14 protein-coding genes are annotated in these 16629 nt (G+C 53.3%); 10 read left to right on the top strand and 4 right to left on the bottom strand.

Annotated features, from left to right (window positions below):
• The first annotated feature begins 191 nt into the window (after positions 1–191).
• Together NSQ24_RS19605 and NSQ24_RS19600 are read left to right on the top strand one after the other, a co-directional pair.
• Positions 192–1838, top strand: coding sequence for a dynamin family protein (locus NSQ24_RS19605; RefSeq protein WP_339166426.1), 1647 nt, complete (start codon positions 192–194; stop codon positions 1836–1838).
• Positions 1839–1847: 9 nt separating this feature from the next.
• Positions 1848–3824: a dynamin family protein gene (locus NSQ24_RS19600; protein WP_122957900.1), complete on the top strand. Its 1977-nt coding sequence runs from the start codon at positions 1848–1850 to the stop codon at positions 3822–3824.
• A 491-nt stretch (positions 3825–4315) separates the two neighbouring features.
• Here the strand turns inward: NSQ24_RS19600 and NSQ24_RS19595 are convergent, their stop codons facing one another.
• On the bottom strand, positions 4316–4891 hold the full coding sequence (locus tag NSQ24_RS19595) for a GNAT family protein (RefSeq protein ID WP_031931855.1): 576 nt from the start codon (positions 4889–4891) through the stop codon (positions 4316–4318).
• A 138-nt stretch (positions 4892–5029) separates the two neighbouring features.
• Between NSQ24_RS19595 and NSQ24_RS19590 the strand changes: the two genes are divergently transcribed.
• Complete coding sequence (locus tag NSQ24_RS19590) at positions 5030–6451, top strand: PLP-dependent aminotransferase family protein (RefSeq protein WP_122957902.1); 1422 nt, start codon at positions 5030–5032, stop codon at positions 6449–6451.
• Positions 6452–6517: 66 nt separating this feature from the next.
• Here NSQ24_RS19590 and putP read toward each other — a convergent pair whose 3' ends face one another.
• On the bottom strand, positions 6518–7984 hold the full coding sequence (putP, locus tag NSQ24_RS19585; RefSeq protein ID WP_031931853.1) for a sodium/proline symporter PutP: 1467 nt from the start codon (positions 7982–7984) through the stop codon (positions 6518–6520).
• Between the two features lie 360 nt (positions 7985–8344).
• Positions 8345–8827 carry a hypothetical protein gene (locus NSQ24_RS19580; protein WP_003389004.1) on the bottom strand — a complete coding sequence of 161 codons (483 nt, stop codon included), beginning with the start codon at positions 8825–8827 and terminating at the stop codon, positions 8345–8347.
• Between the two features lie 265 nt (positions 8828–9092).
• Here NSQ24_RS19580 and NSQ24_RS19575 point away from each other — a divergent pair, with 265 nt between their 5' ends.
• The 7 genes from NSQ24_RS19575 to NSQ24_RS19545 all read left to right on the top strand — a co-directional run bounded on the left by NSQ24_RS19575 (position 9093) and on the right by NSQ24_RS19545 (position 16222).
• Complete coding sequence (locus NSQ24_RS19575) at positions 9093–9299, top strand: cold shock domain-containing protein (protein WP_122957903.1); 207 nt, start codon at positions 9093–9095, stop codon at positions 9297–9299.
• A gap of 210 nt (positions 9300–9509) precedes the next feature.
• A complete protein-coding gene (locus NSQ24_RS19570) occupies positions 9510–10304 on the top strand; it encodes a thymidylate synthase (protein ID WP_122957904.1) in 795 nt (264 codons plus the stop codon).
• A gap of 30 nt (positions 10305–10334) precedes the next feature.
• Positions 10335–10811, top strand: coding sequence for a dihydrofolate reductase (locus tag NSQ24_RS19565; protein ID WP_122957905.1), 477 nt, complete (start codon positions 10335–10337; stop codon positions 10809–10811).
• Positions 10812–10926: 115 nt separating this feature from the next.
• A complete protein-coding gene (locus NSQ24_RS19560; protein WP_003389008.1) occupies positions 10927–12021 on the top strand; it encodes a YheC/YheD family protein in 1095 nt (364 codons plus the stop codon).
• A 205-nt stretch (positions 12022–12226) separates the two neighbouring features.
• Positions 12227–13060, top strand: a complete 834-nt coding sequence (locus NSQ24_RS19555) for an alpha/beta hydrolase (protein ID WP_003389009.1) — start codon at positions 12227–12229, stop codon at positions 13058–13060.
• 120 nt (positions 13061–13180) lie between these two features.
• Complete coding sequence (gene cimA / locus NSQ24_RS19550; RefSeq protein WP_003389010.1) at positions 13181–14803, top strand: citramalate synthase; 1623 nt, start codon at positions 13181–13183, stop codon at positions 14801–14803.
• 201 nt (positions 14804–15004) lie between these two features.
• Positions 15005–16222, top strand: a complete 1218-nt coding sequence (locus NSQ24_RS19545) for a dicarboxylate/amino acid:cation symporter (RefSeq protein WP_339166423.1) — start codon at positions 15005–15007, stop codon at positions 16220–16222.
• A gap of 163 nt (positions 16223–16385) precedes the next feature.
• Here the strand turns inward: NSQ24_RS19545 and NSQ24_RS19540 are convergent, their stop codons facing one another.
• On the bottom strand, positions 16386–16616 hold the full coding sequence (locus tag NSQ24_RS19540) for a DUF1128 domain-containing protein (RefSeq protein ID WP_003389012.1): 231 nt from the start codon (positions 16614–16616) through the stop codon (positions 16386–16388).
• Between the last annotated feature and the right edge of the window lie 13 nt (positions 16617–16629).

The raw sequence follows: 16629 nt of genomic DNA, 5'->3' as shown, positions 1-16629 counted from the left end.
CTTACAGGAAAAATGTGAAAGTTCTTATTGGGATTTTTTCCAATCTGCAGGAAAGTATGCGGGGCTGTCCTGAAGACAGATGCGTTTTCCTCTGTTCTCAAACAGTTCCAATGGAAACTTTCGCGCAAAAGAATTGATCAACCGGGGGAGGTATGATACATTCGGCATGGTAGAGTAGGAGAATGGAGAGGATGGTACAGGTGCAAAGTCACGTCATGGAGCGGGCAGCAGATTTCGCCCAGCTTGCTGATCGACTGGAACGGATGGCGTCGTCTATTGAAGAGACAAAGGACGATGCGACACCGGGGAAGCTGCTTCAGCTCGCGGAGAAAACACGCGGAGCGGAGTTGAATATCGCATTTTGCGGCCACTTTTCGGCCGGTAAGTCTACAATGATCAATACACTGTTGGGAGCCAGTCTCTTGCCTTCCAACCCGATTCCGACCAGTGCCAATGTTGTCAAAATCCGCGGCGGCGAAAAGGCGGCGCGTGTATACACGCATAATAACGGCGTGCTGACCTTTGACCCTGACACCGAAATGGAAAAACTCAAGCAATTTGCCGTCGACGGCGATACGGTTGAGTGGGTGGAGGTCTCCTATCCGGGGACTATGCTCAATGAGAAGGCCAGCTTGCTTGATACGCCCGGAATCGACTCTACGGACGCGGCTCACAAAATAGCGACAGAGTCGGCTTTGCACTTGGCGGATGTCGTCATTTACATGATGGATTACAACCACGTGCAGGCGGAAGAGAACTTCAATTTTACCAAAACGTTGAAAGACCGCGGAAAGCCAGTTTATCTTGTTATAAATATGATTGACAAGCATATCGATTTTGAACTCGATTTTGACAGCTACAAGGAGAGCGTGGAAGAGGCTTTCGCCACGTGGAATATTGAACCGGACGGGATCTTTTACACGTCGCTGGCGGAGCCTGATCACGAGGAAAACCAGTACGAAGCATTCCGGGCGTTGCTGGAGCAGCTGATCGCGGACCGCGAAAAGCTGGTCAGCAAAACGGTGGCGGACGCTGCCGAGCATTTGATCGAGGAACACGTTCAAGTGCTGCGCAGACAGAACGCTGCCGAGCGCCAGGAGTTGGAAAACAGGCTGGATGAGCTGCAGCTGCCCGCTTTGGACAGCCGGGATGCCGGTCGGGTAAAGAACGCCTTGCAAACAGCCGAGGAAGCAGCAAGCGAACTGGCGAGCCGGGTGGACAAGGCGCGCAAACAGATGGAAAAAGAGCTGGCGGCGCTGCTGGACAATGCCCGCCTCACCTATTACAGCACGAACGAGGCAGCGGAACAGTATTTGGAAAGCCGCAAGCCGGGCTTCAAGATGGGGTTGTTCTTTTCCGGGAAAAAGACAGAGGAAGAGCGGGCGAGAAGATTGGACGTACTGCTTGCAGACTTCCGCGAAAAGGTAGCGGCCAATCTCGATTTTCACTTCAAGGAGCTGCTCAGCAAATTTCCGGAGCAATTCGATCTGCGTGACGAGGCTTATCATGCCGCAGTCCACGCCACGACGATCGAGGTAACAGCCGAATTTCTCGCCTCCCACGTAAAGGATGGGGCGAGTACCCGCGAGTATGTCATGAATTACTGTTCGGACATTTCGAACGGTATCAAGACAGAATACCGCCGTGCCGGATTGGGCTTGATCGACCAGGTAGCAGCGCTCATCAGGAAGCAGACCGAACAGGAAAGCATGGCGCTGCAAAAGCAGCTCGCGGTGCTTCGTGAGCTGATGCAGATCCACACCCGCCTGGGGCAGCTTTCTGCGATGGAGCAGGCTGCACGGCAACGATTGCAAGCGATTTTGCGTGAAGGAGCGTAACTTTCAATCATGAACCAGCTAAAAGACAAACTGATCGCTGCGGCACAACGTCTGCAGCAGGCAAGCAGGGAGATTCAGTCAATACCGGGGATGCAGGCGCAAGCCGAGACCATGCTGGAGCGAGCCGAGCGCTTGCAGGCCAATCGTTTTACCGTCGCCCTGTTCGGAGCATTCAGCGCAGGGAAATCGTCGTTTGCCAACGCCTTGATGGGAGAGCTGGTCCTGCCGGTTTCGCCGAATCCGACGACGGCGGCGATCAATAAAATCATGCCGCCGACAGAAACGCATCCGCACGGCACGGTTCGCGTCGTGCTGAAAAGCCGGGAAGCCGTAGAGCAGGACGTCATTCGCTCGCTTGCGATTTTTGGCCTGGCTGCCTCCGATCTGGAGGAAGCGTTGGCAGAGCTGAACAAAATCGATGTTTCCAGCATCCCGCCGACGGCCAAGCCGCATTACACGTTCTTGAAAGCGGTCACCAAGGGCCTCGGCGAGATGTCCGCTCACCTGGGCGGCGAGCTGCTCGTCGACATGAAAGCCTTCAAAGGGTTTGTGGCAAAAGAAGAAAAGGCTTGCTTTGCCGAATATATTGAACTGTTTTATTCTTGTCCGCTCACCGATCAAGGGATCGTGCTGGTGGATACGCCGGGGGCCGATTCGATCAACGCCCGCCATACCGGTGTCGCCTTTGAATATATGAAAAATGCCGACGCGGTTCTGTTCGTTACGTATTACAACCACGCCTTCTCGCAGGCGGACCGCGAATTCCTGCTCCAGATGGGGCGTGTCAAGGACACATTTGACATGGATAAGATGTTCTTTCTCGTCAATGCCGCCGATCTCGCGGCTTCCGAGGAAGAGCTTGCCGGGGTTGTTGCCCATGTGGAGAAAAACCTGTTGAGCTGCGGCATTCGCCATCCGCGCATTTATCCGGTTTCCAGCCAGACCGCCTTGCTGGCCCGTATGCACGAAGCCGGGAAGCTCGCAGGCTCTGCGGAAAAGGTCTACCGTCAGCGCACAGGCACGCCGGAGGAGGAGCCGCTCGCTCCTGCAGAGGAAGCCCTTCGCCTGTCGGGCATGGCCGTGTTTGAACAGGATTTTCTTCGCTTTACGCTGGAAGAGCTGACGCAAATCGCTGTCAATGCAGCGATGGGCGAAATACGCCGGGCACACACCACCCTCGAAGAATTCATCCGCATGGCAGAGGCTGATGAATCGGAGCGCGACGCCAGAAGGCAGGCAGCCACGAAGGCTCGCGAAGCGGCCCTGGCTGCTGTGGAAGGCCTGTCGATTGCCTCGGCGGAACGCGATTTGCTGAAAGAGCGTGAAGAGCTGGTGTACTATGTAAAGCAGCGCCTGTTTTTCCGCTTTAATGAACTGTTTAATACCGCCTTTAACCCGGCCGTACTGAAAGAGGACGGCCGCAATATGAAGCAGGCGCTCCAAGGCTGCCTGGGCGATCTGCTCCGGTCGATCAGCTACGATCTGGCTCAGGAGCTGAGAGCGACGACCTTGCGTCTGGAGAAGTTTCTGGGCAAGCAGGGAGTGGCTCTCGTGCAGCAGTGGCAGCGGGACGTTCAGCAGTACGCATCCGGCTTGACGCTGGCGCCTTATCAGCCGCGAAAGGTGGAAACCTTGTCGTTTGCCGATGAGCTTCCGGTCTCTCTGGCAAGCCTCCAGCCATCCTTGTCGCTGTTCCGCAGCGCGAAAGACTTTTTTGAACAGGATGGCAAGGCCAAGCTGCGCGAGGATTTGGAAAAACGCCTGCAGGAACCGGTATCTGCCTACCTGAATACAGGAAGCGCCCAAGTAGGCGAGCAATTCGCGTCGCTCTTGACGCAAATGGTGGCCGAAGAACGAAGCCGCGTGGCCGGCCAGGTGGAAGCGTACTTCACCGGCATCTTTGCCGCTTTGGACATGAATCTGGACATAGATGAGCTGAAGGCCAAGCTGGAGCGTGTGGCTGCTCTCATAACAGCGGAAGAATAAAGTTTTTGATAGAGACTTTGAAACAGGAGAGAAGAAGTCAGGGCGATGGCGCGGAAAAAGCCGTCCCCTGACTTTTTTGCGCTGTCCCAAAAAAAAAGAAAGCCTTAGCCCCAAGCTCTCCAAAGCGGACCGCAAAACTGTCGAATTGCGCTCGCACGCATTTTCATTCTTTTGAAAAACGGGTGAGGATATTGAAAAGATCCTTCTTTTCTTCTCATCCCTGATCTACCCGCAAAAAAGCCAGGAATAGACCAACCGCTGTAGAGATGAAACAGGAGAAAAAAGCGAAGGGTCTTTGGGACACTACCCAGGCTCGCATGCAAAAGCAGAACCCGCATTTGCGTCCAACCTCTGAGATGCTGCCTGAATCGGCTGCTTTTGGACGCAGGTTCCGCTTTTGCATACGAGCCGGACAGTCAAACCTCCGAGAAGGTGTCCCACCGAACCCTGAGCGTTTTCTCCTGTTTCATCTCCTTCACACAAAGCACGATCTACTGGCTTTTCCGCGCCTCCCACTCTTCCCGCAAAATCCCCATCTTGATCGCATCGTAATACTCGCCGCGAACAATCCGCGCTTTCCGCACACGGGCTTCCTCAATCATCCCGCAGCGCTCAGCCAGCCTCATCATCCGCTCATTGCCGGACCAGGTGCCAATCCCCAACCGGACCGTATCCATATGCGTAAACAAATAATCGATCCACATCTGGAAGGCCTCGCTGCCGTAGCCGTTCGACCAGTAGCGGGAATCGTAAATGACGATGCCGATTTCAAACCAGTTGGTCACCTCCGACACCCAGTAACGCCCGACACTGCCCTTGAGCTCGCCGTCGATTTCGATGATCAGCTCGTGGCGGGGCAGTGTCGTGCCGACGACAGAGAGCGCTTCCTGATGTTTCGGCAGGTTGCGGTATTCCTCCAATGTCATCGGATCGGGATCTTTGTATGGGCCGTTCCAGCGGAGATGCTCGCGATCTTCGGCCTCGTAGGTCCAATAGTACATCGTGTCCAAATCCTCTTTGCGTATATCGCGCAAGGTTACTTTTTTTCCCTGAAGCGTTATGTTCATCGGATTCTTCCTCCTGATGAGATGATTTGATAGACTAACTGTACAAAAAATCTGTGCTTGTCGATAGTGACAGTTTGAAAGAATATGATAGGGACAATAGATGATTCAGTAGGAAGAACGAAAAGGGGGAAACGCACGATGAACATGGCTCCTGTTTTACATGTAAGTGGAGACCAGCCCCTGTACCAGCAGCTTTATGCCTACATCAAGGGAGAGATCGTTTCCGGACATATTCCGGCTGGCTTCAGGCTCCCTTCGATCCGGCAAATGGCGGTGCTGGCCGGCGTGGGGAAAATCACCGTAGAAGCTGCATACCAGCAGCTGGTGGCGGAAGGCTACCTGATCAGCAGGGAGCGAAGCGGATATTTTGCCGCCGACATCGAAAAATGGGTGGAAGCGGAGGCAACTGGGACGGCGCCGATCATGCCCATGCCGAAGGAGTTAAAAAAGAATAAAGGGGAGCATCTTTCGTACCGGTACAACTTTCACGGGTCGGTCGTGGACACGGAGCATTTCCCATACGCACTGTGGCGCTCCTGTATCCAGGAGGCTTTGCAGCGGTACCCGGAAGACTTCGCGTTTTACGGAGACGATCAGGGGGAGTGGGAGCTGCGGTTGGAGCTTGCCCGCTATTTGAGGAGGGCTCGCACGCTCATATGCGAGCCGGAGCAAATCATCATCGGAACGGGGCTGCAGCAGGCCCTCAGCTTCCTCAGCCTGATGACAAGAGACACTCACCCTGTCGCGGCCGTAGAAGACCCCGGATATGCCGACGCCAGAGTGGTTTTTCAGCATCACGGCTTTACGCTCGCGCCCATCCCCCTGGAGGAGGACGGCCTGTCGATCGAGGCGCTGGAAAAAAGCGGAGCCCGCATCGTATACGTGACGCCGGCCCACCAGTACCCGCATGGAATGGTTATGCCTGCCGCCAAACGGCTCCGTCTCCTGCAGTGGGCGAAACAAACCGGCGGCCTGATCATCGAAAACGACTACGATGGCGAATTTCGCTACAATGCAAAACCGACCCCTTCGCTGCAGGGGATGGACCAAGCAGGCACGGTTGTTTACATCGGCAATTTTTCCAAAGCGTTTTCTCCTGCGCTGCGGATGGATTATATGGTGCTTCCCCCTATGCTGCTGCGCCGTTATCTGGAGGAGTTTCAGGCGTATCCCTCCCCGGTTCCTCGTCTGCAGCAGCGGGCGATGCAGTTGTTTATGGAAAAAGGGTACTGGGAGAAGCACGTCAGAAAAATGCGGACCTTGTACCAGAGGAAGCATCAGCTTTTGCTGCAGGCGATTCACACGCATATGCCGCCGTCTGTCGCGGTGCTTGGCCATTCGGCAGGGCTGCATATTCTCCTGGAGGTAGATACGACGCTTACGGAAGCAGAATTGATTGGGGCAGCTGCAGAACGAGAGGTGCGGGTCTATCCCACTTCCCGCAATTGGCTTTCATCCCAGGCTCCGCCTCGCCCGCGGATCATCGTCGGATTCGGGGGGATGAAGGAGGCGGACATCGAAGAGGGGATCAGGCGGCTTGCGTTAGCCTGGTTTTCGTAAAAGAGCATTTGGCAGGCAAAAAAGCCCCTTGGTGCGAGAGGCTGCCAAGGGGCTTTCAGGGAATACCTATTCCGTTACTTTTTGATAGCTGTCAAACTGCTCTTCGATTTCTTTCGCCGGTCTCTGCGTCAACAGGCTCACTACGACGATGGCGAGCAGACTGACGGCAAATCCCGGGATCATTTCATAGAGGAGATCTTTCAGCATATCGGATTGCGTCCAGAGAATAACGGTCGCTGCACCCGCCACCATACCGGCCAGCGCCCCCCATTTGTTCATCCGCTTCCAATACAGGCTGAGCAGGATCAGGGGACCAAAGGATGCGCCAAATCCGGCCCAGGCATATCCGACCAGATCGAGGATCGTATCGTTCTTGCTGTAGGCGAGAATCAAAGCGACCAAGGATACAATCAGAACAGACAGGCGACCGACAAAGACGAGCTCCTGATCTGATGCTTCGCGGCGGAAGAACGTCTTGTAAATATCCTCGGTCAAGGAGCTGGAGGTTACCAGCAGCTGGGACGAGATCGTACTCATGATCGCCGCCAGGATCGCTGCCAATAGGAAGCCGGTGATCAGAGGATGGAACAAAATTTTCCCCAGTTCGATGAACACAGTTTCCGGATCAGTCAGTGCAAGGCCCTTCTTGGAGTAAAAGGCGATGCCGACCAGTCCTGTAAACATCGCGCCCACGATGGAAAAGATCATCCAGCCCATGCCGATGAAGCGGGCCTTTTTGATTTCTTTTACCGAGGAAATCGCCATAAAGCGGACGATGATATGAGGCTGTCCGAAGTAGCCAAGTCCCCAGGCGAAGAGTGAAATGATTCCGAGCAAGCTGGTGCCCTTGAAAATATCGAGCAGTGCGGGATTGATTGCATGGATTTCCGTAAACGTAGGACCGATGCCGCCTACGTGGAAAATAGTGACAAGCGGTACCAAAATAAGTGCGATAAACATGATCAATCCTTGCACGAAGTCAGTCCAGCTAACAGCGAGGAACCCGCCGAACAATGTGTAAGCGATTACGACAACAGCGACGATCCAAAGGCCCGTGTGGTAATTCAGATGGAATGTGTTTTCAAACAGTACGCCGCCGGAGACGAGTCCGGAAGAGACGTAGAAGGTAAAAAAGATCATGATGACCAGCCCGGATACCAGACGCAAAATGCGGGAGGCGTCCCCAAAGCGGTTTTCCAAAAAAGCGGGAATGGTAATCGAGTTGTTCGCCACTTCTGTATAGGTTCGAAGGCGAGGGGCAACATACAACCAGTTGGCATAAGCACCCAGCGTCAGCCCGATGGCTATCCATGAAGCGCTTATTCCTTGGGCAAACATGGCCCCCGGCAAGCCCATCATCAGCCAGCCGCTCATGTCGGAAGCGCCGGCACTAAGCGCCGTGACAGCCGGACCGAGCGTTCGTCCGCCCAACATATAGTCGGTCAAATTGGAAGTGCGTTTGTAAGCAAAGTAGCCGATGAGCAGCATGCCAACCATGTAGACAACAATAGAAGAAAGAAGCTGCAGGTCCATTTTTTAGCACTCCTTGATCATTTTTAATAATTGTAAACAAATTGTGAACGATTTATACTTTACCACGGTCATGTATAAAAATCTACTGCTAAAATCAGAAGATTCGATAACGTAAGCGCTTAAATTTTTTTTATCGAGAAAAGCCTAGAAAGTCTGTACCGATCATCTTGTGACAACGCTTCTTGTAATTTTTTCCGCCGGGTCGGTTTCCATGAGAAAGAGACAAAAGAAACCTGCATCGGGTACGCAGGTTTCAAGTCCATACTGGTTTTATATTCGCCCCGCAACGGTTCGGTTCGGGTCATCAGCCAAGAGAAATCGATGCTCGAAAGCAGGCTCGCACAGGCTCCTTAGCTTTTTTTACTGCACCTGGATTTGTCCGTTCGTATCCAGCGAGACGTTAAATTCCTTCACCACCTGCGGTTCCTCGCCTGGATTGTTCAGGTTTTTCTTCAGGACCTTGAATTTTCCGTCGCCGGTCAACTGGCCGGTATATTCAACGCCGAACAGGTCCGATTTGTAAAAGCTGAAGCTGGCCAGCTCCGTTTTTTGCAGCTCTTCTGCCAGCAATGTCCCGTCACCGCTGAACATCGCTTTGCGCAAAGGCTCAGACGATTCGTATTTCTGCTGCAGGTAGCTCTTCAATTGCTGTGCGATCTCGGATTCTGCCAATTGTTTCCCCGCTTCGACGACCTGCTTGCCAGCTTCAATCGCTTGTTTTCCGGTCTCTACAGCCTGCTTTCCGGTTTCTATCGCTTGCTGGGCAGTCTGTACCCCTTCCGATACCTCGGAGCAAGCGGTCAGCAGCAAGCTGCTGAGCAGGACGATCACCATTTTGCGCATGTGAGGACTCTCTCCTTTTCTGTCGAATATTTATCTTGTGAAGCTCTTTTGCGCCTGACACTCCTTTCAGCATTGTAACATAGACGGACGGGGAAATGAGTCCGACTCTGGCCGGAGATTCACCTTGGTCCAAAGGGAAAGCCGCGCTGGACTTATGCCCCTTCTGGCACACGAAAAAGCGCTGTTTCGTTGTCTCCACTTTCTCCGCTCCCGCATATGCTATGGTATGAAACAAAGCTGTTCCGAAGACAGGGAGGAAACAACGATGCAGGGGAAAGTCAAATGGTTCAGTAAGGAAAAAGGCTACGGTTTTATTGAACGAGACGGGGGACCGGATGTGTTTGTCCATTACTCCGCGATCAGCGGCTCAGGCTACCGCAATCTGGAGGAAGGCGAGCTGGTTACGTTTGAAATCGTCAATGGCCAGCGCGGTTTGCAGGCGGCCAATGTAACCCGCGCCACCAACGGATAACCAAAACAACACGCAAATGAAAGCCGGTTGTTCCATCAGGAGCAAACGGCTATTTTTATGATCCGCGTCCAGACTTTCGATTTGCTGTGGTCCCCTGCGGACGTTCCGCGCTCTTTTGAATTCACCAGTCCTCTGCTATAATGATGATGGTTTTCTTGGCGCGTGAGAAGCGGCATTTGTCATGACCAGATTTTGAAAACGAGGTGGCTTATGAAGGCTTATTTGGAACTGCTTCAAGATATATTGGACAATGGTGTAAAGAAAGAAGACCGTACAGGCACAGGGACGATCTCCGTCTTCGGAAGACAACTGAGAATGGATCTTCGGCAAGGATTTCCGCTTTTAACCACAAAAAAGGTGCATATGAAATCCATTATTCACGAGCTTCTCTGGTTCTTAAGCGGGGAGACGAACATTCGCTATTTACATGACAACGGCGTTACGATCTGGGATGAATGGGCGGACGAAGAAGGCAACCTGGGGCGAGTGTACGGTGCTCAGTGGCGTACCTGGCTTGGTCCAAACGGACAAGTCGTCGACCAGATTGCAAACGTCATCGAGCAGATTCGGACCAATCCCGATTCTCGGCGTCACCTCGTCAGTGCCTGGAACCCAGCCGAGGTGGAAGATATGGCGCTGCCGCCTTGCCATTACGCGTTTCAGTTCTATGTGGCGAATGGCCGCCTGTCGTGCTTGTTTAACATGCGGTCGGTGGACACCTTCCTCGGATTGCCGTTTAACCTCGCTTCGTATGCCCTCCTGACCCACATGGTAGCGCAGCAACGCGATCTGGAAGTAGGGGAGCTGATCTGGACAGGCGGGGACGTTCATATTTATTCGAACCATTTGGAGCAGGTCAAGCTTCAGTTGACGAGAGAGCCTTATCCTCAGCCGACGTTGCAAATCAAGCGGAAACCGGACTCTATCTTTGATTATAAGTACGAGGATTTTGAATTGGTTGGCTATCAATCTCATCCCGGCATCAAAGCACCAATCGCAGTGTAAGAGAGACAATTTGGGAAGGGAGGGATCGGTATGATCAGCCTGATCGTCGCCCATACGCGCAATCGCGTAATTGGCAAAGACGGGGCCATGCCTTGGCATCTGCCCAATGATCTGAAGCATGTAAAAGAAATTACGACCGGACAAACCATCGTCATGGGGCGAAAAACCTTTGCTTCCATCGGCAAGCCGCTGCCATACCGGCGCAATGTCGTTTTGACGAGGAGCAAAGACTTTTTTGCGGAGGGCGCAGAAGTCGTCCATACCAAGGAAGACGTGCTGGCTTTGGGCGATGTGATTATTTTTGGCGGAGCCGAGCTGTACCGCCAGTTTTTGGATGTCGTCGATCGGATGTATATTACGGAAATCGATATGGAAACGCAGGGCGATACGTTTTTCCCCGAATGGGACCGGGAGGCTTTTGAGCTGGTATGGAGACGGGAAGGCGTCGTAGACGAGAAAAATCCTGTACCGCATACGTTCTTACTCTATGAACGGATCCGGAGCTAAATAAAAGACAATCGCGTAAAAAGGCGTCTGTCCCTATGTGGATATGGCGCTTTTTCCTTTGGGCAACCATAAGCTAGAGATGAGGACTTTTCCGAGAAAGAAGGTGTTGCCACAAGTGGACAAACGAATCGGCATCTTGGTATACCGGGGAGATAAAGGTTATGGAAATCCGGCTTTTTTGCGTCGTCTCGTGGAAGAGGGGACGTCAATGGGAGTGGAGGTCTTTGTCTTTTCCCCTCAGGATGTAGATAGGATATTCCACCAAATCAGGGGCTATGAGCCATACGGTGCGGGATGGAAGTGGAGATGGCGCGAGTGGCCGGACATCGTCATTGACTATTATCGCTATTATCCGTTAGCAAAGCATAGGCATTACTTGCCCATTCGAGAGGGGAGCATCTTTCGCTTTGCGAACAATCGTTTCGCCAACAAGTTCCGCGTCCATCAGATCCTAGAGCAGGAACCGGAGGTGTACCAATGGCTCCCGGAGACAGTGCCGTTCAGCAAGAAAAATCTCAGTGACATGATCAAAAAGCATCCTCGTCTGTACCTTAAACCATCAAACGGCACTGCAGGCCGAAGCATTCTGCGGATTGAGCGAAAGGGAGACCGCTTTCTTTTGTGCGGACGGACCAAAAAGCAAGGACAGAAGAACGAGATTCTGCCGAACACAGCCTCCTTGACTCAGCGTATCAAACAGTGGGTGGAGCAGGAAAAGCGGGGAGACGAACATTTTTTCCTGCAACAGGGGCTTGACCTCGGCTTGCTGTCTGACCGAACCGTAGACGCCCGCCTGCTGATTCAAAAAGACGGGCAGGGAGTCTGGCGGACGACCGGTATGGGAATGCGTGTCGGGCCGGCTCACTCCTCCACGTCGAATCTGCACGGCGGGGGTACGGCTTTGCCAGCTGGCCAATTCCTGTCCAGCCGCTTCGGGGTGGACCTGGCCGAGATCATCATACACCAATGCCAGGAGCTGGCCCTGGTCACCGCCGAGAAGCTCGAAAGCCATTTTGGTCAGATGATGGAGTTTGGCTTTGATCTGGGGATAGACACAGAGGGGCGCGTTTGGATCATTGAGATCAACCCCAAGCCGGGACGGGACATCTTCCGTAAGCTCGGGCAGCTCAGTCGTTACCGGCAAGCAGTACGCCGGCCGCTGGAATACGCCTTGCACCTTTTGGAAAAGGATTCGCTTGTTTCACAATAGGCATAATGAAAAGTAATAGGTTGAAAAAATCGTCATGGGAGAATGCAGCATGTACGGACGTTCCAGAGTGTATCAGGACGTCCGTATGTGCAAAAGATCCGTCAGGAAAGGAAAAACATTCGGGCAAAAATGGACAAGCTGTCTTCATTTCGGGACCGATACCACGCATAATTAATATAGAAAAACAAAATGGAGGTGTCAGGAAATGATGGAGTCATTTCGCATTCCTGTCGACGAAGAATTGGTGATTCGGGGAGATTTTCATGCGCAGGAAAAGGACGCAGGACAACCGCTGTTGATTTTCTGCCACGGCTTTAAAGGCTTCAAAGACTGGGGAAGCTTTCCTTATGCGGCAAATCGGTTGGCGGAGCTGGGTATGGCTGTGGTCCGGTTCAATTTTTCCTGCAACGGTGTGGGAGAAAGCGGAACAGAGTTTGTTGAGCTCGAAAAATTTGGGCGAAATACGTATGCTCGTGAAATCGCTGACCTTCGGGTACTAACCGAGTGGCTGCACAGCGAAGCTTGCCCGTTTAAAGCTGCGTTTGACAGGGAGAAGCTGTTTGTCATGGGACATAGCAAGGGGGGGGCTGACGCCATCCTGTTCGGGGCGAACCATCCGCTTGTCAAAGGGATCATCACATGGAACGGCACGGCTGATGTCGACCTGTTCGACGCCAGACTGCGACAGGAAATTGCCGAAAAGGGAGTCGGATACATCGCCAATGCCCGGACCGGCCAGCAGATGCCGATCACAAAGGCAGTCATCGACGATGTCGACCAAAACCGGGAAGCGTACAATCTGCTTGCCAAAGTGAGCTCCATGGAGCAGCCGCTCTGCATCATTCAGGGAACAAAGGATTACGAACGCCTGGTAAAAGGGGCCAAGCGTCTGCAGGAAGCTGCCAAGGACGTCCGTGTCCACTGGATTGAGGAGGGGGACCACACGTTTAACACGCGCCATCCTTTCGCCGGTCCAAGTCCGCAATTGGAGAGCGCGATCGAGCATGCAGCAGCCTTTGTCCACGCCCTGTGTACATAAGCAAAAGCCGCGAAATCACGCGTTTTCTTTCCCTCTGGGCTATGGTATACTGAATAGCGTCATAAAGATAAATTCAGTGACAATTCTGAAAAATGAAGAAACTCATGGGGTGGAGAAACGATGAAACCAAACGTATGCTTGTACGATACGACTCTCCGGGATGGCACCCAGGGAGAGGGCGTCAGCTTGTCAGTGGAGGACAAGGTGAAAATCGCCCTCCGTCTGGATCAGTTCGGTATCGATTTCATCGAAGGCGGCTGGCCGGGGAGCAATCCAAAGGATATGGCTTTTTTTGAGAGAATCAAAGAAATTCCCCTGCAGCACGCAACGATAACCGCATTCGGCAGCACCTGTCGTCCGAATGTGCCTGCAGCCGAGGATGAAAACCTGCGGGCGCTGCTCCAAAGCGGCGTGAGTGCCGCAGCGATCTTCGGAAAATCATGGGATTTGCATGTCACAGACGCACTCAAGACGACCTTGGATGAGAATTTGCGCATGGTTGCCGATTCCGTCGGATTTCTTAAATCAAAAGGACTGACTGTTCTGTTTTTGGCCGAGCACTTTTTTGACGGATATAAAGCCAATCCGGTTTACGCTCTGCGCGTACTGGAAGCGGCGGAAGGGGCGGGAGCTGATTGGATCGTGCTGTGCGATACAAACGGCGGCAGCTTGCCCCATGAAATCTATGAAACAGTAAAGACGGTAAAAGGGAGCCTGCAGACGCGGCTCGGCATTCACCCGCATAATGACTGCGAGCTGGCCGTCGCCAATGCGCTGGCTGCCGTTCAGGCCGGAGCGGAGCAGGTGCAGGGGACGACAAACGGCATCGGGGAGCGCTGCGGCAATGTCAACCTGGTATCCGTCATTCCCAATCTGCAGTTGAAGATGGGATACCAATGTGTCGAGCCGGAGCAATTGCAGCAGTTGACCAAGCTATCCCGCTTCGTCGCGGAGGTAGCCAATATGGCAATGCCGAACAATCAGCCGTTCGTCGGCAACAGCGCGTTTGCCCACAAGGGCGGAATCCATGTAAGCGCCGTGCTGAAGGACCCGAAAACGTATGAGCATATCGACCCTGAGCTGATCGGCAACAAGCGGCGCGTACTCGTCTCCGAGCTGTCGGGACAAAGCAACCTGCTCGCCAAGACTGATGAGCTGGACATCGATGTGGCGCTGGATAAGCAGGAAGCGCGAGAGATCATCCAGCGGATCAAAGAACGGGAATTCCAGGGCTACCAGTATGAAGGAGCAGAAGCTTCTCTCTCGCTGATGCTGCTCGATGCCGGAGGCAAGCTGGAGCAATTGTTTACTCTGGATTCCTTTAAAATTTTGATGGAAAAGTCAGCGGACCGGTCGATTCTGTCCGAAGCGACTGTAAAGCTGCATGTGAACGGACAGTTGGTTCATACCGCCGCCGAAGGAAACGGCCCTGTCAACGCGCTTGACAATGCGCTCCGCAAAGCGTTGGAAAATCACTTTCCTTGTCTGTCCGAAATGCATCTCACCGACTACAAGGTGCGTGTATTGGACGAGAATGGCGCCACCGCGGCAAAAGTCCGCGTGCTGATCGAATCAGGCCGCAAAGGGGAGAAGTGGAGCACTGTCGGCGTCTCGACCAACGTGATCGAAGCGAGCTGGGAAGCGCTCGTGGACAGTATTCGCTACCTGTTGTGGAAGGAAGGCTGCGAGCTGTCCGAACCGCAGGAGCAGGCAGAAGTCCGTGCGGGCATCGTCAATCACTAGTCTCTGACGAGAAGAATATAGAGCTTATTGTGAAGTCTATCAAAGCGATAGGCTTCTTTATTTTGAAGAAAGGTTATCTGACCCCGGCTCCTCAGTGATCTCCCTCTCCGGAATTCCTCTATGCTGATCTATTTGTCCGCCTCTTCGCATAGATTTGTAGCAAGAATTCCTATCTTTCAAAATCAAGGGAGGGGGATTGGGATGAAAAAAGCGTGGAGTGGGAATCTGATCACGCAGATCATGGTCGCATTTGCAATCGCTATCATTGTGGGGATCATCGCAGGCACGAGCGCGGAGACCGTCAAGCCGTTGGGAGATTTATTTTTGCGTTTGATCAAGTTCATTATCGTTCCGCTCGTGTTGGCTTCACTGGTCACAGGTGTTTCCAGTACGGGAGATGTCAGAAAGCTGGGGAGGATGGGCGGCAAAACCATTGCCTATTACCTGGTGACGACCGCTCTGGCTGTGATCCTCGGTTTGATCATCGCCAGCCTGATGTCGCCCGGAGCGGGACTGGAGCTGAAGCCGGAGGAGGCCAGGGTAGAGGCCAAGGAGACTCCGGGAATCATCGACACCCTGCTTGCCATCATCCCGACCAATCCGTTCGCCGCACTTGTACAGGGCGACATGCTGCCCATTATTTTCTTTGCGATTTTTCTCGGTATCGGGATTTCGCTGGCAGGAGAGAAGGCGCGGACCGTTCAACTGTTTTTCGAGCAGTTCGCCGAAGTGATGTACAAGATTACCGGCATCGTCATGCGATTTGCTCCGATCGGCGTTTTCGGACTCGTGGCGCCGATCGTCGGGAAATACGGTCTCTCCGTATTGCTGCCATTGTCCAAAGTCATTCTCGGTGTCGCGATCGGCTGTTTGCTGCATGCCGTGATTGTCTATTCGCTGAGCGTCAAGCTTTTTGCCGGGATGAAGCCGCTGCAGTTTTTCAAAGGCATTGCTCCTGCCGGGATGATCGCTTTTTCCACCTCCAGCAGCTCGGGTACACTCCCCATCACGATTCAAAACGTGGAAAGCAATCTGGGCGTCTCCAAACGGGTAAGCAGCTTCGTCCTGCCGCTCGGAGCGACGATCAACATGGACGGTACGGCGCTGTACCAAGGTGTATGCGCCCTGTTTGTCGCCCAGTTCTACGGGATCGATCTGTCTTTTGCCCAGCTGCTGACGATCGTCCTGACGGCTACGCTGGCGTCGATCGGAACGGCAGGAGTGCCGGGGGCAGGCTTGATCATGCTGACAATGGTGCTGACCTCCGTCGGGCTGCCGCTGGAGGGAATGGCGCTGATCGCTGGGGTGGACCGGATTCTCGACATGTTCCGGACCTCGGTAAACGTCATCGGGGACGCTTCTGCGGCAGTCGTAGTTGCTTCCTCTGAGGGAGAACTGGAGCAAAGCGTCCATGTCTGAAGCGTGAAGATGCCAGAAGACAGACATAGAAAAGGAATCTGACAACACGGATCAAAAAAGATTCTCACGAAGCACAGAAATCACCGTTCGAAAACGGTCGCCCGTACACAACAAAAGCGCCGCTCCCCAACGGATACGGCGCTTTCGCTTTGGACACATATGCTTACGACTGCTTGCGCATACCGCCCAGCTCTTCGACGATGGCAGTCATTTCATTGATGCTGAAGCTCGCTTTCTTCTGAACCATATTGTACAGGTACAAAAGGTCTTCGTAATGCTCGAGGTCAAAATCCTCCGGCCGCATAACGGCGGTGTTGGCCATGTTCAGCTTCGCTTTGATGCCTTCGATGATCGTAGCCAGGTTTTCTTGCGTTGGCAAAGTCAGGTCTGCCATGGGCTATTCTCCT

The sequence above is a fragment of the Brevibacillus sp. FSL L8-0520 genome (assembly GCF_037963895.1).
Classification (GTDB): Bacteria; Bacillota; Bacilli; order Brevibacillales; family Brevibacillaceae; genus Brevibacillus; species Brevibacillus borstelensis.
Note: the sequence above shows the minus strand (reverse complement) of the source record. Positions and strands in the feature narration are given on the sequence as shown.